This window comes from Chryseobacterium sp. 22458, from assembly GCF_052044975.1.
Classification (GTDB): domain Bacteria; phylum Bacteroidota; class Bacteroidia; order Flavobacteriales; family Weeksellaceae; genus Chryseobacterium.
On sequence record NZ_JBQEOA010000003.1, the window covers coordinates 95,794 to 121,656 of the forward strand.

Consider the following 25,863-nt stretch of genomic DNA (forward strand, 5'->3'; position numbering starts at 1 on the left):
ACAGAAAACCTTTCTCAAAAAGGAAGGTTTTTTTGTAAAAAAGCTTGAATTTTGAACCTGAAAATTTAAAATACTAATCCATGAAATCAACAAGTCTTGTAGAAAAAGGCAACAAACCCCACCAGCAAACGAAAAAGCAGACCGCTCATCATTCGGATCTTAGTAAAGAAGCGCTGTATAAAAAACTCAAAGAAAGCTTAGAAAGAACCGGCAATATCAATCATCCTGAGACTAAAAAGATTGAAAAAGACAATATAAGGATATTAAGTATTGATCAGATGCGCCAATATAACGATTTGAAATCGAGAACGTTTCAACCAGATGGTTCACTAAAAAAAAGAAATTGTGGTACCTGTGGTAGAAAAGAATCTAGTGACCAAAAGAATTATAGGCTTAAATATCAAGGAATTGCTTCAGCAGCTGATATACTTTCTCAGGGGAGACTTTCTCGTGAACAATCAGATAAAGAAGTTGATCCATATTCGCTATTTTATCAATGGGTATATGGAAAAGGTAAAGCCGTTAGAAACTTTGATGAAAATTCTAAAATGGGAAAACAATTCTTACGAATTGATGAAATACACGATGGAATCGAAAAGCTTGTGGAGAGTTATAGAGATAAAGGTACCAGAAGCAGGGATGTCAGCCGAAATAATCCTGTAAAATTTAATACAGGAAATCAGTGGCTGGATGATAAAAAATATATGGCTGATGCTTTAAGCACCATTGTTTCTAATCCAACAAGTACATTTCATGGAAGTTTTAATGCAACGGCAAGTATTATAAAAGTGGATCTTGGCAATCTTGTAGATACTTATACTGTAAAAGTAACTTGTACAGATCTTATGGGCGCAACATCGGGTACCAGAAATCCTCCGGTTAAAGGTAAATATTCCGGCAAAGCTACGATTCCAAACAACTATTATGGTACCAATGGATATATGAGAACAATACAAGTCAACTATAATCTGAAAACCACAATATATAGGCCTGCTATCTCAAGACAAGTTTCTAATTTATTCAAATAAAAACATAATAACTTAATAAATAATATGAAAAATAATACGTTTGTAAAGCTTGTGTTAATACTACTATTTTCTATCGGTTTATTCAGCTGTAACTCTTATAGTGAAAAAGATGCAAAAAAATACTTACCCGGTCAATACTTATATACATTTCCATCAGGAGAGGCTTCAATACTAAAAGTTAATTCAGACTTTACATTTAATAATAAAGTTTATTCCAAAGATAAAAGCCAGGTATTATATGAAACAAATGGAACCATTGAAGTAGATGGGAGACACATTACATTTAATAATTTTTTATTGTTTACTGATCACAATGAATCGGAGATGATATTCTCAAAACCTCTTGTGGGTGATTCACCAAACGGTTATTGGGAAAAACCAAAAAATGATAAAGATGTTTTAGAAATTATATATAACGCATATAATTTCATATTCAAAAAAATAGAATAATGATGTTAATCTAAAGTTTGTGCCGCCTTTTTGCTGTTCAAGATTGAATGGATAAAATAACTACCCAATTCGGAAGTTTCTGATATTTCAAAAATATCAATACATTTACAAATACAGTAAAAGGCTATTCTAAACTTTGGAAGAACTCTTTGCTGCAGCTACAGGAATCATCACTTAAAAAACAAGGAATTCTCCCGGAAAAAGGCGAATTTTGAACCTGAAAAACTAATAAATATGAAATCAATAAACCCTGTAGAAAAAGGTATTAAACCTCACCAGCAAACGCAACGGCCAACGGCTCATCATTCGAACTCCAGTATGGAAATACTGTTTAAAAAACTTCAGGAAAGCCTGGCAAGAACCGGCAATATTAATCATCCTGAGACTAAAGAGGTTGAAAAAAGTTTTATGACCACTTTGAATGTTGATCAGATGCGTACTTATCTGGATATGAAATCGGGAATGTATACCTCACAAACTATTACACCTGATAACTGGCCATATCCAATTTACATAAGAGCATTTGCTCCATTTAAAACTTTCGGAAAAGGTTTTGACGGAGATGGAGAAAACAGAGGATATACAACTTCATTGAACGCTACTTCCAGATTAAGTCAAAGCTATATTATGGATCCTTCCACGCATAAATATACCAATTTAGTAACAAAATCAGATCCGTCACACCATCCTTGGTTTGGAACAAAAACAGCTTCAGATGATAAAGGAAGTATTACTGATTTTGTCTATAAGGTTAATAAAGATGGTAGCAATACAATATCATGGACTTCAACAATGGCAGGACATAATCCGCTGATACCAGCCTCACCCGATATAGATGTTAAAACTAAATTTTCATTAACGGAGAATACTAAAACGGGGACTTTGGATATTATGGCACAACAATTCGGAGACAGATTTCCAGCGGCTGAGACCTTTATTCAAGACACTAAAGGAAATGCCTTGTTTATTGGGGTGAGTCCATATGATGGTAACCCTTATACAAGTTTACCCGGAGATAATGACAGACCTATGATGACGGCTAATTTCACTGTTAATATTGATAAAAATGGAGTATTCACCGGTATAAAAATGGGTAGCACTATATTTAGTATACAAGAATGGAATAAAATGATGCAAAGCACTCCACTGAATGTTGATGATAAGGATAAATCAGAAAAAGGAGGATCATTTGGCGGAAGAGGGGCAGGAAGACGTTGGTAATAACAATTTAATTTATGAAAAATATAAAAACCTTATTATTATTAATTGTATGTATGTTAATAATAAGCTCATGTACAGAGCAAAGACCCGAGCCTGAAATATACCTGATACCTCATGGCTATAGAGGAAAAGTTAATATAATTTTTAATCAGTTAAAAGGGCAGGAAATTACTTACGAAGGAAATAAAAAAGTATATAAAGTTCCTGAAAATGGGATACTTTTAGTAAAAGTTAAACCTAAATATGGCTTTATAAAACATGAATATTATTTTGTTGATTCTTTAGGTAACAGAGCCCCGATTAATATACTTTTTGATAATCATAAAAATACAAAAGAGATAGGGATATATAGAGATGGTACTGTTGGAACATATGGCAATAATGACCAAGACTTAAAATTTCAGGAATTCTATGTAACGGATAAACAATCTTTAGATAAATATTTTTCCGTTCAATATAATAATGATTTTTTAAAAACTGTTAAACAAATTACGGGAACTGAGTTTTAAGTTCTTCACATTTGCCCGAGTTTATCACTATGCTTACACGTAGAGAATACTATCTTGTACGACTACAAGAAGGCTTTCTTTGTGGGGGCAAATGTTTTCTATGGCAGAATATCTTTGAATCATTTTTTAATGCTAAAGTTGCAATAGATTGTAGAAAATATAATCTACGTTAGCTCGGCTACTACTTATAATCAAGTATTTTCCATTTGCAGAATCTCCTCTTTATTGCTGTTTTTTCTGCAACCATTCTTCATGCTTTCTTTTGAAGAACTCATACTTATAATCCTGGTTTCTCTGTGCTGCATCAATGGAGTGCGAGGTATGAATGTCTGAATCTTTTTTGGCAAGTTCTGCCAGTCTTTCATAATAATGATGAAGCTGATCCAGTTCTTCTTCTGTAAGGTCTTCTATATCTACGATCCTGTTGCTTGCTTTTTCATGGGCTGCAAGAATCTCATTAAGCTTTATCTGTATTGCTTTTGAATCTTTATTCTGTGCTTTCTGAATAAGGAAAACCATCAAAAAAGTAATGATGGTGGTGCCTGTATTGATCACCAGTTGCCAGACTTCTGAATAATCAAAAAAAGGCCCTGTTATTGCCCAGACAATAACAATAGCCATTGCTCCTAAAAACGCAGCCGGACTTCCGGTAAATTTCACGGCCCAGTTTGAAAACTTTTCAAAAAAGTTATGATTCTTATGCTCCATAATATAAGTGATTTGGAGAATAAATGTATAAAATTAACCTGAACCGTGAGTAAAGAATAGTAAAAATGAGGTATGAAAAACAGAAAAGCAATGTTTTTACTTCGTTTTTCTGAACCTGTGCCACCAGATCAGAAATCCTGTAACCGGCAAAGAGCATCCGATAAGGGAGACCAGAAAATATAGAATGATACTTGGCAGCCCCATAATTTCCCCGGTATGCAGAGGTTTTGCCAGAGAGGTGAATTGTTTATTCAAAGGTTTGTCAGAAAATAACTCTTTGGTCTTGAAGACTCCTGTTTTATCAAAGGTAACTTCATCAGGCAACATCATTCCCAAAAGGTTATGGGTATTGGTCTTGATCACCACATATCTCGGATTATCTTTATTGGGAAGCTCTATACTTGTTACAGCGGTATAAGGCAGATGCTGATCGGAGTTTTTCAAAATCCGGGCAATAGAAGCGGAAGCGGCATCTTTCAGGTTTTTCTTCTCATCCTGTTTCTGAAGCATATCTTCAAGAAGTCCGCCGAAAGCATCATCTTCATCATCTTTCTCTTTTGAAATATGATCTATGGAAGATCCTCCAAGACTTACAATAAGTGCATTTTTCACCCATGGATAGGTCACATACAATCCCGTCACTGCAATAAAGAACAGCATAAGGAAAGTATAAAAACCAAGTGTATTATGAAGATCATGATTGACACGCTGAAATTTTGCTTTCCACATGACCGTCAGTCCCTGCTTTAAAAACTTCAGTTTCTTAGGCAGCCAGAGAATAAGACCGGAGATCAGCAGAACACAGAACATCAGTACTGCAGCTCCCACAATCTGCCTGCCGGCATTTCCCATCATCAGGTTTCTGTGCAGGTCAAGAACCACTTCAAAGAATCTGCCTGAACCGACTTCCGGCTGTCCCAGAATTTCTCCCGTATACTGGTTATAATAGGCACTTTTATCCAGCTGATTTTCACGGTATCCGATGACATAGCTTTTTCCTTTATCATCAGGAATCAGCAGGGAAGTAAGCTCTTTGTTCTGCTTCAGCAATTCAGCCTGGATCAGGTCCGGATTTTTTACCTTAACTGATAGCGGGCTGATATATACTTTATCCCTGTTACTTAAATCCGTAATCTGGTTTTTAAAAGCATACAGACAACCGGTGAGGCACATTATAAAAACAATTATACTAGATAAAAGCCCCAGCCACAGATGCAAAAGCCACATCAGGTATTTGGTAACCGATTCGTTTTTCCTTCTTTTTCTGTAAAGACTTTTAAATAATGTTTTCATCCGGGTCTTAATGACAAAAACATTAAGACCTTTGACGATCTTAATGTTCTTTAAATTAAAATTAATATGAATGTTTAAAGTTATTTTCTTCCTTTGAACTGTACATCCTTCACAATTTCTTTGAATTTTGTATAGTGCTCAGGCGTCAATGCTTTCTGAATAGCCGCTTTTCTCTGGGCATCAAATTTTTCCCAGTATTCTTTAGCAAGATCATTGTTCCCGTGGTATACATCATGGGCATCATTGAAGGCTTTTTCAAAGGCATCATTAGCAGCGTTCACCACTTTGAATTCATCTTCTGAAAGCTGGGCTTCTGCTTTTATTTTTTCTAAAAGAGCATTATCATATCTAGGTCTCTTTCTGGAATTTTCATCCACAAACTTTTTGAATCTTTCCATTTGAGGGCCATCCAGCACTTTTGCCATTTCAATAGCTTGCTGTGCTCTCAGTTCTTCTCCTTTAATTCCCAATGCAACACGGTCCATATTCCCACCCTGTGCCTTTGCTGCCTGGTAATTCTGTTCCTGCAGGTCCTGATACTTTTTCGTGATCTCATCGAAGCTCTTCACCTGATCCGGGGTAAGCTGTACTTCAGTTTTGAACTGATTATAATCGATTCCCTTTTTCTTATCTCCTGAACATGACATTGCAACTGCTCCCAGAGCTAATGCAAAAAATACTGTTTTTACTCTTTTCATTATTGATGATTTGTTGATTAGAATTTATAGTTCACCTGTACGGCAAAGTTTCTTGGCTGAATCTGATCGATGTATCCACCTCTGAAATAAGAGTTATACCCTACACTATCAAAAATATTGTTGAAGAACCCTCTAAGACCCAAACCATTTTTGAAAGAATATCCTATCTGAGCATCAACTGTAGTATATTGTGGCATAAAGAAAGGTTTTTCACCAGGCTGAGTTCCGTTTACATGGCCGTTATCTGTATTGGAATAGGTTTGTTTATAATCATCCACAGGTCTTTCTCCCACAAAATAAATTCCCGCACCTACATCAAGACCTGTAAGAACTCCTGTATCAAATTTATAGTTCAACCATGCATTGGCAGAGTGCTTAGGGGTATTAATAGGAGCTGAACCGTTAACAAATGACGGACTGTCTTCATATTGAGCATCAACATAAGCCCAGCCTGTCATCACCTGAAGGTTGGGAAGAATTTTACCTATCAACTCAACTTCAACACCCTGTCTTTTCAAATTACCTGCAAGCGCATATTTTCCTGTTGGGTTTCCTGCATTAAGGAGCTCATATGATAAATTATCTGTTTTGATATCAAATAATGTTACGTTAAATCTCAATCTTTCATTTAGCCAATCAGATTTAATTCCCGCCTCCCACTGTTTTGTTGTGGATGCGCCTACTGTTCCTCCGCTGAATAGTACATTGTTTGAACTTCTCAAAGCCGTGGTACTTGTATATGACCCAAATATGTTCATATTTTCAATCGGTGAAATCATAATTCCTAAGGAAGGGTTCCAGGCATAATCTTTTTCTTTATCTGATCCGATTAATCTGCTATAACGAACACCAAGGTGAGCTTTAATATACTTATTGAAAGTAATAACATCCTGTGCCATTAATCCCATAGTAGGAGCTACTGTATTAATCGCATTAGCTGTGGATAAATCAATATTAATATTATTAGGAAGAATATTATTAATATCATTCAAAACATTGATCTGATCTACATCTTTAGCTTTATATGAAGTGGTTGTAACATTCGATTCTTTCCAATCAAAGCCTACCTGGAATGTATGCTTCATAAAGCCGGTCATCACATCTGCACCAATAAAGTCAAATTGAAATACTTTATTCAAGTCTTCTCTGTCAGATCTGGTCAGGGTTCTGTTACGGAACTCCGTAGGATTATCTCTTTTTAAAGGAGCCAAAGCTGCACCTACAATTTCAGTCTGATATGTTGAGCTCATGTATGCAGCTCTTAATTTTAATTTATCAGTTAGCTTTCGTATTACAGTAGTTGAAAAATTGAATGTTTCAGTTTTTGCATTATCTGTGGAAAATCCAAGGAATTTTCTTCCCGTCATTTTGTAGATAGCTTCTTTATCTCCTTTCGCAAGGTTTACTGTTCCCCTGTCTGGTGTCGTATTATTATGCATATAATCCATTTCCACTATAATTTCCGTTTTATCGTCCGGACGAATGGCAATTGATGGATTTACATAAATACGTTCTGTATTAATAAATCTTCTGAAACTATTATTATTTTGATAAGCGGCATTTAATCTTACCGCTACTTTTCCCTGGGTATCCAATACTCTTTGGAAATCAACTGTTGGTCTATAGAAATCCCAACTTCCATATCTGAAACCTACATTGGTCTGATTAATAAACTTAGGAACTTTAGTAACTACATTAATGACACCTCCGGCAGATCCCAGACCATCCCCTATTCCTTGTGTAACAGCAGCAGATCCTTTAATAATCTGGATACTTTCTATCCCCTGCATATCAGTAAGCATACCAGCGGTACGGAAATCTGAATCCATCTGTACTCCGTTTTTTAAAACCGGAACTCCTCTGTATCCTCTGATAGACATACTTTCTCTAGTTCCTCCATAGCTGCCGAATTGAGTAACACCCGGGACATTTTTTGCAACATCGGTAACAGTGAGTCCTCCTAAATCTTCAATTACTTTATGGGAGATCACAGAGATACTCTGAATCTGATCTCTGGTTTTTAACGGCAATCTTGTAATTGCTTCTAAACCTTGCGGCTGTTTTTTTCTTTCACCAAATAATTCTACTTCGTCAATTTCTTTCGACTTCTTAATAGAATCATTTACCTTCTGTGCGTTTACAAAAACCCCACCCAATACAAGCAGAGAAAAGGATACTACTTTATTCATCTGATAATTTTTTACAAAAATATTATTTTTATTAATTCTAAATAAATTATAAGGTCTGATATATCTCACATTTCCCACATTTAATCACAAAAAATCCCTCTTCGGAAAAAAGAGGGATACTATCTGTACGCTGTTTGGATTCTATCTTAGATTCAAAGGATACTTTACGGCTTTATCAATTTCGATAGGATTGTTTTCTCTGAGCATCATTTTTCTTCTTTCATCGGACATTCCTTTTAACTGATCCAGGCTTTTTATCTGCACGCCCAAAACATAATAGGTGTTGTCAGGATTGGTATTTGATTTAAATGCTTCTGCAACATCATGCAGAGGGTCATTGTAGAGCTCCAGCTGTTTTTTGGCAATAGTCTTTTCATTCACAGCAAGAGGCTTCTTTCCGCCAAAACTATCCAGGAACGGTGTTGCATAGGTCTTGGGAAACTTCATGCTTTTAGCCAGTTTAAAAATATAATTCTTATCAGTATCTTCTATTTCAAAGATAAGACCCGGAAGCCCACGGAACTTATAAGGTCCTTCGCTTAAGCTGATATCTTTACAAAACCAGGCGATCCATTGTCTTCCTCCAAAATCTGTTGTTGCTTTCTGCAAATTATACTGCCCTTCAACTTTTGTATCACTGAGCAGTTTCCAGTTCATTTTATCAGTTGACTTTAAAGAAAAAAAATCATTCATCAAAATCAGTGACGTATTTTCAAAGGAATCTCTCTTTCTGATAATAGCTGGAAGGTCATCATCCCACCTTGATCTCCTCTGACCACGGACAATATTCAAAGAATCAGTCTGAGCATAAGAGTAAGGATAAAACTTGACATCATCAGGATTGACGTCCAGAATCATATTGGCTTTGGTAAAATCCTGAGCTAATGAGTCTTTTTTGTATTGAAGAAGATATACAAAGCGATGGGTCTGTGCACTCAACAGTAAAGGAAATAATAGAAGTATCAGTTTTTTCATGGTATAGGTTTGGCCAAAAATATCAATAATATTTGGATCCATCTAAACAGGCATCCATCATTTTGAAAATAAAAACAAAAAAATCCGTCCCTGAAAAGGAACGGATTTGTATAATCATTGCAAAGTATGCAGTTATCACACTTTAATTTCAACGTCTACACCTGAAGGAAGTTCTAATTTCATTAGAGCATCAACAGTTTTAGAAGAAGAAGAGTAGATATCCATCAGTCTCTTGTGAGCTGATAATTGGAACTGCTCTCTTGCTTTCTTGTTTACGTGCGGAGATCTCAACACTGTGAAGATTCTCTTGTTCGTTGGTAATGGAATAGGACCGTTTACAACAGCACCAGTAGCCTTTACCGTTTTTACGATTTTCTCAGCAGACTTGTCTACCAAGTTGTAATCGTAAGATTTTAGTTTTATTCTGATTCTTTGTGACATTTCTTTAATTTAAAAATTAACCTTTTGCTTTAGCTATGATTTCTTCAGCAACGTTTTGTGGAGTAGCCTGGTACTTCTCTAATTCCATAGAAGAAGTAGCTCTTCCTGATGAAAGTGTTCTTAGAGTAGTTACGTATCCAAACATTTCAGAAAGTGGAACTGAACCTTTGATTACAACAGCACCGTTCTTTTCTTCCTGACCACTGATTGTACCTCTTCTCTTGTTAAGGTCACCAATGATGTTACCCATATATTCTTCCGGAGTTACAACTTCCAGTTTCATAATTGGCTCCATAATTACCGGCTTAGCAGCACGTCCCGCTTCTTTAAATCCTAACTTAGCAGCCATTTCGAAAGAAAGGGCATCAGAATCCACTGCGTGGAAAGATCCATCTTTAAGAGTAACTTTAATACCTTCAACTTCGAAACCAGCCAATGGACCGTTCTTCATCGCAGCTTTAAATCCTTTTTCAATTGCAGGAACGAATTCTCTAGGAACGTTACCACCTTTGATCTCATTGATGAATTCTAAACCAACTTTACCTTCGTCTGCAGGTCCTAGTTCAAATACAATGTCAGCAAATTTACCTTTACCACCAGATTGTTTTTTGTAAACTTCTCTGTGTTGAGCAACTTTTGTTAGGTTTTCTTTGTACTCTACCTGAGGTTGTCCTTGGTTTACTTCAACTTTGAATTCTCTCTTCATACGGTCAACAATGATATCTAAGTGAAGCTCACCCATACCAGAGATGATCGTTTGTCCAGAAGCCTCGTCAGTTCTTACAGTAAACGTAGGATCTTCTTCAGCCAATTTAGCTAAAGCGTTACCCATTTTATCCTGGTCAGCTTTAGTTTTTGGCTCAACAGCGATACCAATTACCGGATCAGGGAAAACCATAGATTCAAGAATGATCGGGTTTTTCTCATCACACATAGTATCACCAGTTTTGATAGACTTGAATCCTACCGCTGCACCAATATCACCAGCTTCAATATATTCTACCGGGTTTTGCTTGTTAGCGTGCATCTGATAGATTCTGGAGATTCTTTCTTTATCTCCTGAACGGGTGTTCAAGATGTAAGAACCTGCATCCAGTCTTCCAGAGTAAGCTCTGAAGAATGCCAATCTTCCCACGAACGGGTCAGTAGCAATCTTAAATGCCAGAGCTGCGAAAGGCTCATCTACAGATGGCTTTCTTGTAATTTCAGCGTCTGTTCTTGGATCAGTACCTTTGATATCATCTTTATCCAATGGAGAAGGAAGGTATTTACATACTGCATCCAACATAAACTGTACTCCTTTATTCTTGAATGAAGAACCACAAGTCATTGGGATAATAGATAAATCGATAGTAGCAGCTCTCAATGCAGCATTGATTTCTTCTTCTGTAATTGAATCCGGATCTTCAAAGAATTTCTCCATCAAAGTTTCGTCATATTCAGAAACAGCTTCTACTAATTTCTCTCTATATTCAAGAACTTCATCTTTCATGTCTTCAGGAATTGGAACTACCTCGAAAGTAGCACCTTGTCCAGCTTCATCCCAGATGATCGCTCTGTTTTTAATTAAGTCTACAACACCTTTGAAATCTTCTTCAGCACCGATTGGTAAAACGATTGGAACTGCGTTAGATCCTAACATTTCTTTAACCTGGTTTACCACGTTAAGGAAGTCAGCACCTTGTCTGTCCATTTTGTTTACGAATCCCATTCTAGCCACTTTGTAGTTGTCAGCAAGTCTCCAGTTTGTTTCAGACTGAGGCTCTACTCCATCTACTGCTGAGAATAAGAATACCAATCCATCCAATACTCTTAAAGATCTGTTTACCTCTACAGTGAAGTCAACGTGTCCCGGTGTATCGATGATGTTGAAGTGGTAAGGTTTAGTATCTGCAACAGGTTTTCCTTGATCAGTTGGGAAGTTCCAAGAACAAGTAGTTGCAGCGGAAGTAATAGTAATACCCCTTTCTGCTTCCTGCTCCATCCAGTCCATTGTAGAAGCACCATCGTGAACCTCTCCAATTTTGTGGTTTACCCCTGTATAGAATAAAATCCTTTCTGTAGTGGTAGTCTTACCCGCATCAATGTGAGCAGCAATACCAATATTTCTTGTAAATTTAAGATCTCTACCCATTTCAGATTAGAATTTAAAGTGTGAAAACGCTTTGTTAGCTTCCGCCATTTTGTGAGTATCAGTTTTCTTTTTGAAAGCTGCACCTTCTTCTCTTGAAGCAGCTACAACTTCATTAGCTAATTTCAAAGCCATAGACTTATCATTTCTCTTTTTAGAGTAGCTAATTAACCATTTCATTGCCATAGAAATTTTTCTGTCAGCTCTGATTGGCATAGGGATCTGGAAGTTAGCTCCACCTACTCTTCTAGAACGTACTTCTACGTGAGGCATTACATTTGTAAGTGCATCTTTCCAGATTTCAAGGGCTGTTTTCTCAGTTTCTCCTTTTTTAGTTTCTACGATATCTAATGCATCATAGAAAATTTTGAATGCGATAGACTTCTTACCGTCTAGCATTAAGTTGTTTACGAATCTCGTTACCAATTGATCATTAAATTTCGGATCTGGTAACAACGGTCTTTTTTTCGCTTTTGTCTTTCTCATTGCTTCTGTACCTTATTTAATGATTATTTTTTCTTTCCTTTTGCAGGAGCTGCAGCAGCTTGTCCTGGTTTAGGTCTCTTAGCTCCGTACTTAGATCTTCTCTGAGTTCTTCCATTTACACCAGCTGTGTCTAATGCACCTCTTACGATGTGGTAACGTACTCCCGGTAGGTCTTTCACCCTTCCGCCTCTAACCAATACTATCGAGTGCTCTTGAAGATTGTGTCCTTCGCCCGGGATATAGGCGTTAACTTCTTTACCGTTAGAAAGTCTTACCCTTGCTACTTTTCTAAGTGCAGAGTTAGGTTTCTTAGGTGTAGTAGTATATACTCTCGTACATACTCCACGTCTTTGTGGACAAGAATCAAGGGCAGCCGATTTGCTCTTCTTGGCAAGCGTGGCTCTTCCTTTTCTTACTAATTGTTGAATAGTAGGCATTTAATTGCTTTTTATTTTAGGCTGCAAAAATAGTAATATTTTTTTAATTGACAAGCAGTTATGAAATTTTATTTTATAAGAATTTTTCTTGATTTATTTCAAAAATAATCGAAAACCTGCACTACTTTTACGTTGTTGAATCATTTTAAGCAACGCAGATCAGGATCAAAAAATCAAAGTTTTATTTAAAGGCATCCTTATTTATCTTTAAGGAAAAATTTCTTCACAGCTTTTTTATTTATATTATATTCCGGAGACAAAGCTAGAAAAAGGCAACCAAGGACTGATTAACAAATTGTTATCTATCTCTTAAGAATTCAGTAAGATAGAATAATTATATTTTTATAAAAGTTATTTTACAGCAATTTAATCTATAATTGTAACTATTACATTTTTATTCCATTTGAAATTTTTCACATTTTGTTTCAACGAATTATAGATATCGGGATCTATAGCATAAATAAACAGATGTTTTTTCCCTAATACAGCGCTGCGTCCCTTAATCTTCAATTCGGCTACTTTTTTCCAGTTTTCCGGAACATGCCCGTCCAGCCATTCTTCATAAGCAATCGCCAGCTGGTAGCCATTTTCAGGCAAATAACCGTTTAAAAAAGCTTCAATTTCATCATCTGTTTCATTTTTCCGCATTCTGAAAGGAACTATTTCCTGTGACCCCAGTCCTACAAAATCAAACAGACGGATATTTGTAAAGTAACAGATTGCCCCAATATCATTCGCAACGACTTTGGATTTTTCATAATATTTTTTTAAAAACTTCGCTGACTGTATCTGCTGCTCATAGATATTTTTACTCCCGATCACGATTAAAAAACTGACAATACCTATCTTTAAAGTTAATGCAGCAAATGAAGAAAACGTCAGGCCAGTCAATAGTTTGTTTTGTTTCAACCCCAAAGCAATATTTTTAAATCTCGGAACCAGTGCCATTGCAAAACCTGTGAGAATATAAGCCTCATACCTGTAAAAATTGGTAAGCTGGCTAAAAATACTATGCATAAATAAGGTAAGGATCCATGCAAAAAGAAGAAAGTTCTTTGTAATCAACTCTTGAAAACCTAACTTCTGTTTAACATCTTTCGCAATCATCCATCCTGAAATCAACAATGGAAATAAAGCGGCATTATAGAAATAAGGATTATATACGATTTTAAATAAAAAGATATCCAGGATCTGCTCAAAATAATTCCCTGAAAAATCAAATCTCAAACCTTTTATCAATACAGAGTTAGGGAACAAATAACCGGTATGCTGATAGGTAAAATAACCAAATACTACAATTGGGACAAAACCAAAAATCAGAATCTGAACAGTAAGTTTTAATTTTTTGAGTGATACTGCCACTACACTTAGCCCAAGAAAATAAAACATACTTTCAAACCTTATGAGCCCCAGTACGGCAAGGGATACAAAAAACCATCCGGCATAATAAGAGTTTTTCCATTCCGATCTCAGCCATTTTTCAAACAAAAAGATATTAATCACAATCATCATTACCTGTAACACGTGCTCCATTCCTGAGAAAAGCAGAAGATGAACCGACGTAAAAAGCATAGTAAAAAGAGTCGCTGCTACTATTGCTTTATTCTTATGATAATATTGACCATAATATGTATTCAGGAAATAAATAATGAATAGTACACATACAAAATTAAAGATCAGAGAAATGATTTCGCTATTCCCGAATATATAAATAAGACCACTCAGAATAAGAGTAAATGCAGGTGATGAAGATGAGGATGAAAAAATATATTCTGTTACTCCCCATACCCCATGCTGTGCAAAATTTTTGGCGATGGCAAGATGAATATAAGCATCATCCAGTATATAGGTAAAATAGCTTTCTGTTTCTGACAGCATAAGAAGCATGTAGGCCAGACACATCCCGAAAAAAATGGCTGCCGATGTAATAAAGCTCTTAATCATCTGCAATATTAAACAAATTTATCTAAATCATTTTCAAAAAATTTCCCATAGTTATCATCTATTAATATTCCGGGCGGTTCGGCACGATATTTCGTAAATTTGAGATAGAAAAAGATAAACTAAAAAAATAAATATATACATATGAAAAACGCTAGTATTATCGGTCTTAAAGAAGCCGACTGCAAAAAGATTTCAGAAAAATTAAATGTACTGTTAGCCAACTATTCCATATTCTATCAGAACACACGTGGTTCTCACTGGAACATTAAGGGAGATCAGTTTTTTACCCTTCACCCGAAGTTTGAAGAATTATACAATAGCCTTGTATTAAAGATTGATGAGATCGCAGAAAGAATCCTGACGTTAGGAGCTACCCCTGCCCATAACTATTCCGACTACCTGAAAGTAGCTACTATTAAAGAAAGTAAGGAGGTAACTGACGGAACCAAAAGTGTTGAACAGATTTTAAGTTCATTCAAAGTGGTGATTGATCTGCAGAGAGAGCTTCTGGATATTACAGATCAGGCAGGAGACGAAGGTACCAATTCTCAGATGAGCGATTATATTACCGAACAGGAGAAAGAAGTCTGGATGTACAATTCTTACCTTGGAAAGTAAGCTTATCAACTGCTTTAAAATATTTCAAAAAAATCGCCTTACATTTAGGCGATTTTATTTTTTATTTTTATATTTGCGTTAAAATTACACATATTATGAACGACGTACGACTGAACTCAATATTAGATAATGATTTTTATAAAATAACCATGCAGAATGCAGTGGTGAAATTGTTCCCAAGCTCTATTGTAAAGTATGAATTTATCAACAGAGGGAAACACCACTTTCCGGAAGGGTTTGACGCAGCTTTAAGAGAAGCGGTCAATAAAATGGCAGAACTTAAGCTTACCAAAGATGAGAAAAAATTCATGGCTAAAACCTGCCCTTACATCGATCTGCCTTACCTTGACTTCCTGGAAGGTTATCATTATGATCCCTCTGAAGTAAAAATCCATCAGGAAGGAGGTGATCTATCTGTAGTGGTTGAAGGGCTTTGGTACAGAACCATTCTTTGGGAAGTTCCGTTGTTGGCTCTCATCAGTGAACTTCACTATGAAATGAATCATATGGAAAGAGATTCCAATGAAGTTGTCATGAGCAAGACCATCGAAAAGGCTGATTCACTAGGTCGGCTTGGAGTAACCTTTGCAGAGTTCGGAACCAGAAGAAGACATTCCTACAAAGTACAAAACCTGGTGATGGAAGCTTTGACACAGAAAAAAGATTCTACTTTCATTGGAAGTTCAAACGTCCATTTTGCAATGAAATACGGTGTAAAACCTATCGGAACACATGCCCATGAATGGTTTATGTTTCATGCCGCTGAATATGGATTCAAAATGGCGAACGAACTGGCTTTAGAGCATTGGGTAGATGTGTACAGAGGAGATCTTGGGGTAGCACTTTCAGACACCTATACCACGGATGTTTTTTTCCAGCAGTTCGACAAAAAATTCGCCAAGCTTTTTGACGGTGTACGTCACGACAGCGGAGATGCACTGGAATTTGCAGACAAAACAATTGCCCATTATCAGAAAAACGGCATCAATCCGATGTTTAAATATATCATCTTCTCCGATGCCCTGAATCTTGAAAAAGTAGAAGAGATCACCAACTACTGCAGAGGTAAAATAGGCATATCTTTCGGAATAGGAACCAATCTTACCAATGATGTGGGATTAAAACCAATGAATATTGTTATGAAACTTATCGGTGTACAGGCTCCCAATAAAGAATGGATCCCTACTGTAAAACTTTCTGACGAACATGGAAAATATACCGGAGATCCTAAAATGATTGAACTGGCTAAAGAATTTTTAAGAATTAAAGATTAAAATAAACTCATCAGAATAATTAGATTCAACCTCGTAACCATCGAGGTTTTTTTGTATTATATTATTTTTGAAATTGGGTGTTCATAGATCTTTAATGTTTTATTATATTTATCAAAATAAAACAAGATGAAATCAAAACCATTATTCACCGCATGCCTCCTCATATCAACATTATCCTTAGCACAGGAAAAGAAAGCAGAAAAATCTAAATATAACCAGGAACTGGCAACTTCATTAGGAGCCGATAAATATGGAATGAAACCTTATACGATTGTCATGCTGACAACAGGCTCTGCTAAGATTGAAGATAAAGCTAAAATGGGAGAACTCATGAAAGCTCACATGACCAATATCGGTAAACTTGCAGATGAAGGAAAGATCGTTGTAGCCGGGCCGTTTTTAGAAAAGAATAAAGAAAACTACCGTGGCATGTTTATCTTTAATACAAAATCTAAAGAAGAAGCTGAGCAATGGGTAAAAACAGACCCTGCAGTTCAGGCCGGAATTTTCAGTTATGAAATTTTCCCCTGGTATGGTTCAGCAGCTTTGCCTTTGTACCTTAAGCATCATGATGAAATCTCGAAAGAAAATCCTTAAACATTATAAGAAATCCCTCAGTTGAGGGATTTTTTATTAATCAATACAGATATACGGCTTTCTTGGCGGATAACAGCAATAAGGGTTACTGCAGAAAATATATCCTGGTTGGCATCCTCCATTTATAGGGGCTTCGCAAGCCAATACTGCACCACCTAAGACAGTTTTTAATTCTTTTCTGTTTAAGCTTTTTAAATTTTTCATGATGAATTTAGTTTAATTTGTTTCCTACTCTTGAAGATTTTCGGATTTCTCTTTATTATTTCTCTTTGAATGGAAATAAATATACAATTTATTTTTTAATCTACTACATTTCAATATATTCCTTATTAAAAAATTAAAATTTTAAATTATATTTCTTTTTAAAATGAATTAAATTAATTACTTTAGCCTATAAGCAATTAAAATTAACTTACTTACTGTAAGCAAGTTACCCAACACCATAATTAAAAATTAATCTCATGAAAAAATTGAATTTTACAAAACTTTCAAGAATTGAACTTAAAGATGTAATCGGAGGAACACTTTACCCTGCAGAATGCCCCGGAGGATGCCATGGTGAAGGCATGATCAGATGTCCTGACGGCACCACCACTATGACTAATTTTATATGCATGGGAGGAACCTGTCAACCGGCAGCAATGTGCAAACCACTGGTTCTTGAGCCTATCGGCCCTATTGATCTGGAGCCACTGGTTCCGTAAATCCATTTTGTAAGAAAAACAGATATCAAAGCCATCTCCAGCGAGACGGCTTTTATTTTATCCGGTTACAGTATTTTCACTTTCAGCCATTCTCTGCTTTTTTTATCTTTAACGAAACAAAATACTCATGAAAACCATCGAAGAAGTTCTAAAAAAACTGGATGAAATTATTCTCTGGTGCAAGGAAAACAAAAGCCCGGCAGGATATTTCGCCTGTACTTACCGGATCATGAAAAGCCGGGACCTTCCTCACGGATCCCGGCCTCATAATGAACAAAATAAAAGAAACTATATTGCTTCCTTATGCTTTTTACAATAGGCATAATGGAAAATAATCGGTAATACGGTAAAGGATAATAGCATACAAATAATCAGCCCTCCTACGATCATAATGGCTAAAGGTTTCTGAATTTCCGAACCCATTCCGTTTGACATCGCAGCGGGAAGAAGTCCCATAGATCCCATCAGTGCTATCATAACAACCGGACGGATCCTGCTTTGAACTCCCAGGGCAATAGATTCTTTAAGAGACATTCTGTTCTGCAGATTTTCCTTCATTACTCCTATAAGAACAATGCCATCAATGGTTGCCACTCCGAAAAGGATAATAAACCCTATCCCTGCCGAAATTCCGAAAATAGTCCCTGTAAACCAAAGTGATAGAAATCCTCCGATGAATGCAAAGGCTAATGTAATAGAGGAAATCAGAGTATCTTTCATATTTCCGAAGTTGAAGTACAGCAGCATCAGAATTAAAACTAAAGAGATCGGTACTACCATTGCCAGCTGTTTTGCAGCTCTTTCTTTACTTTCAAATTCTCCCGCCCAGGTCATTTTATGATTTTTCGGAAGTTTTACTTCTTTATCTACTTTCTTTTTCGCTTCTGCTATAGTACTTCCCAGGTCACGGCCTTCAATATTAAATCCTACACCAATGTATCTGCTGTTTCCTTCACGGTAAATAAATGACGGTCCTGTGTGATAATCGATGGTTGCAATTTCTTTCAGCGGTACTTTTTTATTATCCTGGGTCGGGATGAGAATATTCCCCATCTTTTCCGGAGTATCTCTGTAATCTTTTTCAAACCTAAGCATTACGTCAAACATTCTTTCCTCTTCGTAAAACTTGGTGGCAGCCTGACCACCGATGGTCATTTCGATGACCGCCTGTGCATCCGCTGTTGAAACCCCATACTTTGCCATTTTAGAGTCGTGAAGCTGGATTCTCAATTCCGGAAGTCCGATATTTTTAAAAACATTCACATCTGATATTCCCGGTACCGTCCTGATAGAATTGGCAACCTGATTGGCATAGTTTTCAAGCTCAAACAAATCATTTCCAAAAATCTTAATGACTAACGGTGCCTTTACACCGGCAACATATTCTTCCACATTATCCTGTATCGGCTGGCTGAATCCGAAATTGATTCCCGGATATTTTTCAAGGGAAGCTCTCATTTCTTCAAGAAGTTCGTCCTTGGATATTTTTTTCTTCCATTCACTTTCCGGTTTCAGCTGAATATTAAATTCGATATTAAAGAATCCGGTGGGATCTGTTCCGTCATTGGGCCGTCCGGTCTGTGTCATTACAAATTTTACTTCATCATATTTCATTAAGATCTCCTTCATTTCCTTGGTAAGCCTTACCGATTCATCTAGATTCACACTGTTCGGAAGCGTAGCTCTTACATAGATCGCTCCTTCATTAAGCTTAGGCAAAAATTCTGATCCGTAATTGGAAAATCTCCATCCACAAACAGCCAGCAGAGCAACAAAACCAATGATAAATCCTTTTTTATGACGGTCACTGAACTCATAAATTCTATAAATATTCACTCTGAAGAATCTTGAAATAAAATTTTCTTTTTCTTCTATATTTTTAGTGAGTAAAAGCTTACACATTGCCGGAACATAGGTAAGGCTCAGAATCAAAGATCCCAATAACGCATATCCTAAAGTGAACGCCAGCGGAGAAAACATCTTCCCTTCAACTTTCTGGAACGAGAAGATCGGCATCAAAGCAACGATAAGAATCAATAAGGCAAAGAAAATATAGCTGGCAACACTTCCGGCACTTTTTTTAATGATTCCCAGTTTTGATATTTTATTAAATCTCCGCAGCCCAATCTTTTTGGCTTTATGTTCGAGAGCGACAAATACGTGTTCTACAATTACCAGTGTTCCTTCCAGCAATAAACCGAAGTCCAGTGCTCCCATCGAAATCAAATTAGCAGGTAATCCTTGAATTTTCAACATAATAATTGCAAAAAGGAAAGCCAGAGGAATCACTGATGCTACAATGAAAGTGGTTCTCCAGTTGTAAAGGAAAATAAATACAATGATGGAAACCAGAATGACTCCTTCAATAAGGTTTTTGGAAACGGTATGAACCGTTGTGTTCACCAGTTCTGTACGGTCAATGATGGGAACAATCTGAACATCTCCCGGCAATTCTCCTCCATTCAGCTGTTCAATCCTGTCTTTCAGCCTTGCAATCACCTCACTCGGGTTTTCACCGCGAAGCATGATTACAATTCCTTCTACCACGTCATTTTCCTTATTATACCCAACCTGTCCCAATCTTGGTTTGGCAGAGACTTTTACTTCAGCCACATGTTTTACCAGAATAGGGGTAGAACCTTTTACTTCAATCTGAATATTCTCAATATCTTCTTTTTTCTCTAAAAGACCGATCCCCCGCACTACATAAGCCTGATCACCTTTTGCCACTACATCGCCACCAACATTGATATTACTCTTCGAAACCGCTTCATACACATCCAGGGGGGAAAGGTCGTAATTGTGTAATTCTGTAGGGTTAATTTTTATTTCATATGTTTTTTCTTCACCTCCAAAGCTTACCACATCTGCTACTCCGGGAACTGCCAGAAGTTCTCTTTCAACTACCCAATCCTGGATAGCCGTCACTTCTTTAATAGGTAATTTACTTTTAATAATGTATCGGTAGATTTCACCGGTAGCCCCGGACGGTGGTTCTATACTGTATTCTGCCCCATTCGGAAGCGTCACATTTCCCAGTTTATTGGAAGCATACTGCTGTGCATAAAAATCATCAACATGATCATCAAAAATTACCGTAACCACAGATAACCCGAATAAGGAAATAGATCTTACCGATGTTTTATTCGGGATGGCATTCATTTCCTTGGAGATCGGAAGGGTCACAAATTTTTCAATTTCTTCAGCACTTCTCCCCGGCCATTGGGTAATGACCCTTACCCTGGTATTGGTAACATCCGGAAAGGCTTCAATGGGGGTATGGATATAGGAATAGATTCCTCCGGCCAGCAAAAGGAAAGTTCCCAGAAGAACGATCAATGAATTTTTCAGAGAGAAGGAAACTATATTCTGTACAAATTTTCGCATTACTTTCTGGAGTTATTTAATTGATTCTTCAGATTTTCATAGATCAGCAGGCCGTTGGAAGCAATTACATTTTCACCTTGTCTCAGATTTCCTTCAACATAAATATACCGGCTGTTGGATGCAATTTCCGTTACCGGTCTTATTTCCAGCTCACAGTCTTTTTTATAGACGACTACATAGCTCTGATTATTGTCAAAGATCAAAGCTTTGGCGGGAATAGCCAGCGCACTTTTATTCTGGGAATTAACAGGTAAAACAACATCTGCTGACATTCCCGGCCTAAGCTTCATTCCATTATTATCCATAATAATTTTGGCTTTAAGCACTCTTTCGTTCTCATTAAATACCTGTGAAATGGTATTGATCTTTCCTGCAAAACTGTCGTCCGGATACGCCAGGGTCTTTACCACAACAGGCTGGTCTACATACACGTGTCTCATGTTGGTAGCATATACATTGGCCATCACCCATACTTTATCCAGATTGGAAATGGTAAAAAGCTGATCTCCTCCTGCCGTAACAGGCATTCCTTTGGAAATATTCTTTGAAATAACATAGCCATCCGCAGGTGCTTTGATCTGAATGGTATTACCTCCCGCCGAGTACAACTGCATATTTTTCTGCGTTTTGGAAATATTCGACTGTAAGATGGACACTTCCGCCCTTGCTTCCTGAAGGTCTTTCTGAGAAGCGATATCATCTTTATACATTGCTTCTACAGAAGACAGCTTTCTTTTAGCTACCGCCAGCTGGGTGTGCAAAGTCTGGGTATCATCCTGCATTTCGTTGACAGCCGTACTTTTTACACTGGCCAACGTCTGCCCTTTTTTCACATAATCTCCTAAAGAGAAATAAGTATCTATGACCACTCCATCCACAAGACTTACAAAGGGTACGGTTTTATCTGAATTACTTTCCACTTCGCCGGTAAGTGTAATGCTCTCCTCTATGGGAAGCATCTCTGCCGGTACCAGTTTGAGATCTTTCTTAAGTTCTTTGCTGATGCAATACGTTTTATCTGTTTCTTTATTTTCTTTTTTTCCGGCACAAGCTGTAAGGGCTACCAGAGCAGACAGATAAATTGCGGCAATGTATCGGGTAGTATTTTTGTTCATATTTTATAAATCTTGCCCTACAACATACTGCAGGTTTTCATAGTATTGATTAAGTTCTTTTTTGGTATCCAGAATAATCATCTTATTGCCAATATAGGTATCGAGGAAATCCATATACTCAAGCATGCTGATATTTCTTAACCTGAAATTTTTCTCGTGGCTGACCAGAAGTCCGTCTAATGTAGATTCGTAATTTTCATCTATTTCTGTGGAAACCTCTTGTGTTCTGATATAGTTTCTGAAAACCGAAACAATTTCATTTTCAGATTTCAGCATATTTTTCCGGGTTTCAATTTTAGTTTTTTCGATCTCAAGCTTAGCTTCCTGGATATTTCCTTTATTACGGTCGAAAATGGGAAGATCGAATGATACTCCAAGACCGATGAAATCCTTCATAATATTTCCGCCACGGTCGTATCCTATGGAAACAGCTACGTCAGGAATCTTCATTGCATTCTGGATCTCAAGATTTTTAGCGGCGTGCTTTTCTTTATTTTTTAAAATCAGGATATCCGGACGGTTTTCTTTTGCTTTTTCCATCCATTGTGTCAATTCTACCTCTGACAGCTGTTTTTCAGGCATTACAAATGAGTCCGAAATAATAAGATAAGATTGAGAAGGAATCATCAGCAAGGCCTTCAGCTCTACCTGCTGTTCTTCAATTTCCTGTTTTAATGAAACCAGCTTTTTCTTAAATTCAATTTCCTGGGCTTTTAAACGAACATATTCTGCCTTACTGATATTCCCGAGGTTTAATTGATTGTTATAGGATTTTGTCAGTTTCTCAATGGAAGAAATCTGTCCCTGATAGATTTTCTGCTGTTCCTGATTATACAGGATCTCAGTCATTGTATTTCGTAAAGTTTTTTTAAGTTCTCTGAGTACTTCCTGCAATTCATATTTCTCTCCTTCCACTTCTATTTTTTGCAGTTCAATATTCTTTCTTCTTTTACCGGCAGTCTGAATCACCTGTTCTATCTCTGCTGAAATCTGGGTATTCTTCCCCCAGTTCCCGATAAGTGCAGGCTGTTCTTCAATATCATAGGTTCTCCACAGGTTGACCTCACTGATACTCAATTTGGGATTGGGCCAGTATTTTGCCTGAACAGCACGGGCCTCTGCCTGAGAAATTTCAAGCTTCTGGGCAATCATATCCAGATTCCTGGTAAGAAAAACTGCTTCAGCCTCCTGCCTGCTGATTTTCAGTGTATCGGAAATCTGTGCAGATAAGAAGCTAAAGCAATGAATATAAAATAGTGTAAAAAAAATCTTTTTCAAGGTCTCTTATTTAAGACCACAAAACTATTTGTCTAATATTAGAGGGAATTGTAAAGAAAATTAAAATTCGGTTAGTTCAACATTAGAGTTTGATTAGAACTTTTTAATTGCTATGTTTTGGCTAAAGCCTAAGGATTTTGATTGTACTTGTAAGCGGGTTAAAACCCGCTTATATTAAATATTTTTACTCTCTTGCAGATAACGGACTTCATTATTATGAATATGCTTTTAATAAGATTTTAAATTAATCTAAGATCATGAATCTGCTCAATCAACAAAATCTGAGAGAGAAAAATCAGGAATGGGCAGGAAATTCAAGAAGAACACTGGTCCCAACATTCACAACCGAATCTATTTTCATCACAATATGATGATGATCAAAAATACTTTTTGAAAGGGATAAGCCAATTCCACTGCCTTTCACAGTATCTACATTTTTTCCCCTGTAAAAAGTCTCAGATATCTTCATAAGATCATCAGCCGGAACTCCTCTTCCTTCATCCCTGACCTCAATATATAACTGATTGCCCTTTTCTGATAATGTAATCACAACAGGTTTATCAAAAGAATATTTGATCGCATTTTCTACAATATTGTACAATGCAAGATATAACAACGTTTCATTTCCGGGAATCTCCAGTAAAGAAGATTTTGTAACCTGAAGCTGTATTTTAATAGATGAGTTCTTTTCTTTTGCCCTGGATTCCAGTTTTTCATAAATTTTCCAGATCAGCTCGTCTATTCTTACCTGCTTATGGGAGGTTTCAAGCTTGGTCATTCCCGACATCAGTAGAAGATTATTAAGGATATTTTCAATCTCATAGACGTTATCCAGGGATTCTTTTGCCACCTTCCGGTACTCTTCAGGAGTTCGGTCTTTTTGGGCAAAAACTTCGAGGTTTCCGGAAATAGCAGCCAATGGTGTTTTAAATTCGTGGGAAACATAATTGATGAAATTCTGCTGTAAGAGGACATTTTCAGAAATCCTTCCCAGCAGCTTATTGTAAGATTTGATCAGCTCATCAATTTCATCATTGGTATTGGTTGAAGTAATCGCAGTAGAAATATTATTGTATTCCGCTTTATTAATTCTTTCCACCACATTGGAGACAGGCTTGTATACAACTTTTGAAAGGTACCTACTCAGAAAATAAATCGCCAGCAGTCCCATCACCAGTACAGAAAGCATAATAATGGCAAGTCTCAGGATCTGTGACTGAAAAGAATCATTCGGAGATTTTACAAAAACGACAAAATCACCCTGATTGTCAGGATAGAAAATCCCATAATAAAACTGGTTGTCAGACATAAACTGTATGCCTTTATTATTTCTTACAGCCTGTAAGTGAGCAGGTTTTATATTCTTATCCTTCAGGTTATGTCCGAAGGTCACCTCATTGTTCCGGTTATAAACGGCAACCCTGTTATTTTGAATAAGATGATTATATTCTTTTTTGATCTGTGCGTGTCTGTCTTTCGGGAGCTCATCTTTTTCAAGGTAATAAATAGCAGAGATAAGGGCCGTATTTCTCAGTTTTTCAAAGTAGAAAATCTTGGTACTGTCATAATAGGCAAAAAATATCACCGCCGATGTGATGATAGAAACAATGCCGAATGATAGGCTCGAAATAAGGGTAAACCTGTTTCTGAGAGTCATTGTCAGTCTTTAATTAAATACCCTGTTCCTTTTACTGTATGAATAAACTTATGTTCAGTTTCATCTATTTTATTGCGGACATAGGAAATATAAACATCCACCACATTGGTGCTGTTATCAAAATCAATTCCCCAGACCTTATGTAAAATCTGTGTTCTGCTCAATACCTTATTCTTATTCTCCATCAGGAATGTGAAAAGTTTGTATTCTGTAGGAGAAAATTCAATCTCTTTGTCATTTTGAGTCACTTTATGAAGATCGGTATCAACAGTAATATTTCCGCATGACAGGTAATGATCTTCTTTTTGGTAGCTCAGTTTATTCCTCCTGGTCAAAGCTTTAATCCTTGAGATCAGCTCTTCAAAGTGAAAAGGTTTTGATAAATAATCATCGGCTCCGAGATCCAGCATTTTAATTTTATCATCAGGACTGTTTAAAGCGCTTAAAACCAGTATCGGCGTATAATTTCCTTTGAAACGGATAATCTGGGTAAGCTGCATTCCATCCAGTCCCGGAAGCATAATATCCATCAGAATAATATCAAAATCATAGGTATGAATAAGTTCCCGTGCCTTTTCTCCAGAATCAGCCAGCGTCATATTGTATCCGGCTTCGGAAAGCCCTTTTATCAGGAAGTTGCTGATTCTCTGATCATCTTCTACCAACAAAATATTCATATACTTCGGAAATTTCCTATAAATATAGGGATTCTAATTAAGAAAG

25 protein-coding genes are annotated in these 25,863 nt (G+C 36.7%); 9 read left to right on the forward strand and 16 right to left on the reverse strand.

The window, feature by feature from the left end:
- Positions 1–80: 80 nt before the first annotated feature.
- The 4 genes from ACTJJF_RS11415 (at position 81) to ACTJJF_RS11430 (ending at position 3,208) form a co-directional block, all read left to right on the forward strand.
- Complete coding sequence (locus ACTJJF_RS11415; protein ID WP_440699734.1) at positions 81–1,028, forward strand: hypothetical protein; 948 nt, start codon at positions 81–83, stop codon at positions 1,026–1,028.
- A gap of 24 nt (positions 1,029–1,052) precedes the next feature.
- Positions 1,053–1,478 carry a hypothetical protein gene (locus ACTJJF_RS11420; RefSeq protein WP_312300103.1) on the forward strand — a complete coding sequence of 142 codons (426 nt, stop codon included), beginning with the start codon at positions 1,053–1,055 and terminating at the stop codon, positions 1,476–1,478.
- A gap of 234 nt (positions 1,479–1,712) precedes the next feature.
- Positions 1,713–2,699: a hypothetical protein gene (locus ACTJJF_RS11425; protein WP_312300106.1), complete on the forward strand. Its 987-nt coding sequence runs from the start codon at positions 1,713–1,715 to the stop codon at positions 2,697–2,699.
- Positions 2,700–2,713: 14 nt separating this feature from the next.
- Positions 2,714–3,208 carry a DUF6843 domain-containing protein gene (locus ACTJJF_RS11430; RefSeq protein ID WP_312300108.1) on the forward strand — a complete coding sequence of 165 codons (495 nt, stop codon included), beginning with the start codon at positions 2,714–2,716 and terminating at the stop codon, positions 3,206–3,208.
- Positions 3,209–3,430: 222 nt separating this feature from the next.
- Here the strand turns inward: ACTJJF_RS11430 and ACTJJF_RS11435 are convergent, their stop codons facing one another.
- The 10 genes from ACTJJF_RS11435 to ACTJJF_RS11480 form a co-directional block, all read right to left on the reverse strand.
- Complete coding sequence (locus tag ACTJJF_RS11435) at positions 3,431–3,916, reverse strand: low affinity iron permease family protein (RefSeq protein WP_312300110.1); 486 nt, start codon at positions 3,914–3,916, stop codon at positions 3,431–3,433.
- Positions 3,917–4,012: 96 nt separating this feature from the next.
- Positions 4,013–5,209, reverse strand: a complete 1,197-nt coding sequence (locus tag ACTJJF_RS11440; RefSeq protein ID WP_440699735.1) for a PepSY-associated TM helix domain-containing protein — start codon at positions 5,207–5,209, stop codon at positions 4,013–4,015.
- 80 nt (positions 5,210–5,289) lie between these two features.
- A complete protein-coding gene (locus ACTJJF_RS11445) occupies positions 5,290–5,907 on the reverse strand; it encodes a hypothetical protein (RefSeq protein ID WP_440699736.1) in 618 nt (205 codons plus the stop codon).
- Between the two features lie 17 nt (positions 5,908–5,924).
- Positions 5,925–8,096 (reverse strand): TonB-dependent siderophore receptor, encoded by a 2,172-nt coding sequence (locus ACTJJF_RS11450; RefSeq protein ID WP_440699737.1) that lies wholly within the window; start codon positions 8,094–8,096, stop codon positions 5,925–5,927.
- A 141-nt stretch (positions 8,097–8,237) separates the two neighbouring features.
- Positions 8,238–9,071, reverse strand: a complete 834-nt coding sequence (locus ACTJJF_RS11455; RefSeq protein WP_440699738.1) for a GLPGLI family protein — start codon at positions 9,069–9,071, stop codon at positions 8,238–8,240.
- A gap of 135 nt (positions 9,072–9,206) precedes the next feature.
- A complete protein-coding gene (gene rpsJ / locus ACTJJF_RS11460; protein WP_002661363.1) occupies positions 9,207–9,512 on the reverse strand; it encodes a 30S ribosomal protein S10 in 306 nt (101 codons plus the stop codon).
- Positions 9,513–9,528: 16 nt separating this feature from the next.
- Entirely contained in the window at positions 9,529–11,646 is a 2,118-nt protein-coding gene (fusA, locus tag ACTJJF_RS11465; protein ID WP_312300123.1) for an elongation factor G, read from the reverse strand.
- Between the two features lie 6 nt (positions 11,647–11,652).
- Positions 11,653–12,129 (reverse strand): 30S ribosomal protein S7, encoded by a 477-nt coding sequence (gene rpsG, locus ACTJJF_RS11470; RefSeq protein ID WP_027371737.1) that lies wholly within the window; start codon positions 12,127–12,129, stop codon positions 11,653–11,655.
- A 23-nt stretch (positions 12,130–12,152) separates the two neighbouring features.
- The gene (rpsL, locus tag ACTJJF_RS11475) at positions 12,153–12,566 is read right to left on the reverse strand and encodes a 30S ribosomal protein S12 (protein WP_002983146.1); all 414 of its coding nucleotides are present in this window, start codon (positions 12,564–12,566) and stop codon (positions 12,153–12,155) included.
- A 366-nt stretch (positions 12,567–12,932) separates the two neighbouring features.
- On the reverse strand, positions 12,933–14,510 hold the full coding sequence (locus ACTJJF_RS11480; RefSeq protein ID WP_440699739.1) for a hypothetical protein: 1,578 nt from the start codon (positions 14,508–14,510) through the stop codon (positions 12,933–12,935).
- Positions 14,511–14,651: 141 nt separating this feature from the next.
- Between ACTJJF_RS11480 and ACTJJF_RS11485 the strand changes: the two genes are divergently transcribed.
- The 3 genes from ACTJJF_RS11485 (at position 14,652) to ACTJJF_RS11495 (ending at position 16,999) form a co-directional block, all read left to right on the forward strand.
- On the forward strand, positions 14,652–15,128 hold the full coding sequence (locus ACTJJF_RS11485) for a Dps family protein (RefSeq protein WP_440699740.1): 477 nt from the start codon (positions 14,652–14,654) through the stop codon (positions 15,126–15,128).
- Between the two features lie 95 nt (positions 15,129–15,223).
- Positions 15,224–16,402, forward strand: coding sequence for a nicotinate phosphoribosyltransferase (pncB, locus tag ACTJJF_RS11490; protein WP_312300130.1), 1,179 nt, complete (start codon positions 15,224–15,226; stop codon positions 16,400–16,402).
- A gap of 126 nt (positions 16,403–16,528) precedes the next feature.
- On the forward strand, positions 16,529–16,999 hold the full coding sequence (locus tag ACTJJF_RS11495; protein ID WP_440699741.1) for a YciI family protein: 471 nt from the start codon (positions 16,529–16,531) through the stop codon (positions 16,997–16,999).
- Positions 17,000–17,035: 36 nt separating this feature from the next.
- Here ACTJJF_RS11495 and ACTJJF_RS11500 read toward each other — a convergent pair whose 3' ends face one another.
- On the reverse strand, positions 17,036–17,203 hold the full coding sequence (locus ACTJJF_RS11500; protein ID WP_440699742.1) for a bacteriocin-like protein: 168 nt from the start codon (positions 17,201–17,203) through the stop codon (positions 17,036–17,038).
- A 257-nt stretch (positions 17,204–17,460) separates the two neighbouring features.
- Between ACTJJF_RS11500 and ACTJJF_RS11505 the strand changes: the two genes are divergently transcribed.
- Together ACTJJF_RS11505 and ACTJJF_RS11510 are read left to right on the forward strand one after the other, a co-directional pair.
- Complete coding sequence (locus tag ACTJJF_RS11505) at positions 17,461–17,703, forward strand: hypothetical protein (protein ID WP_312300136.1); 243 nt, start codon at positions 17,461–17,463, stop codon at positions 17,701–17,703.
- A gap of 127 nt (positions 17,704–17,830) precedes the next feature.
- Positions 17,831–18,022 (forward strand): hypothetical protein, encoded by a 192-nt coding sequence (locus ACTJJF_RS11510; protein ID WP_440699743.1) that lies wholly within the window; start codon positions 17,831–17,833, stop codon positions 18,020–18,022.
- Here ACTJJF_RS11510 and ACTJJF_RS11515 read toward each other — a convergent pair.
- The 5 genes from ACTJJF_RS11515 to ACTJJF_RS11535 form a co-directional block, all read right to left on the reverse strand.
- Positions 17,992–21,090 (reverse strand): efflux RND transporter permease subunit, encoded by a 3,099-nt coding sequence (locus ACTJJF_RS11515; protein ID WP_440699744.1) that lies wholly within the window; start codon positions 21,088–21,090, stop codon positions 17,992–17,994. The two genes, ACTJJF_RS11510 and ACTJJF_RS11515, sit on opposite strands and share 31 nt — an antisense overlap.
- A complete protein-coding gene (locus ACTJJF_RS11520) occupies positions 21,090–22,205 on the reverse strand; it encodes an efflux RND transporter periplasmic adaptor subunit (protein ID WP_440699745.1) in 1,116 nt (371 codons plus the stop codon). The genes ACTJJF_RS11515 and ACTJJF_RS11520 overlap by 1 nt, the downstream gene beginning before the upstream one ends.
- A gap of 3 nt (positions 22,206–22,208) precedes the next feature.
- Positions 22,209–23,483: a TolC family protein gene (locus ACTJJF_RS11525; RefSeq protein ID WP_440699746.1), complete on the reverse strand. Its 1,275-nt coding sequence runs from the start codon at positions 23,481–23,483 to the stop codon at positions 22,209–22,211.
- Between the two features lie 295 nt (positions 23,484–23,778).
- The gene (locus tag ACTJJF_RS11530; protein WP_440699747.1) at positions 23,779–25,140 is read right to left on the reverse strand and encodes an ATP-binding protein; all 1,362 of its coding nucleotides are present in this window, start codon (positions 25,138–25,140) and stop codon (positions 23,779–23,781) included.
- Between the two features lie 2 nt (positions 25,141–25,142).
- On the reverse strand, positions 25,143–25,817 hold the full coding sequence (locus tag ACTJJF_RS11535; protein WP_312300148.1) for a response regulator transcription factor: 675 nt from the start codon (positions 25,815–25,817) through the stop codon (positions 25,143–25,145).
- Positions 25,818–25,863 lie beyond the last annotated feature (46 nt).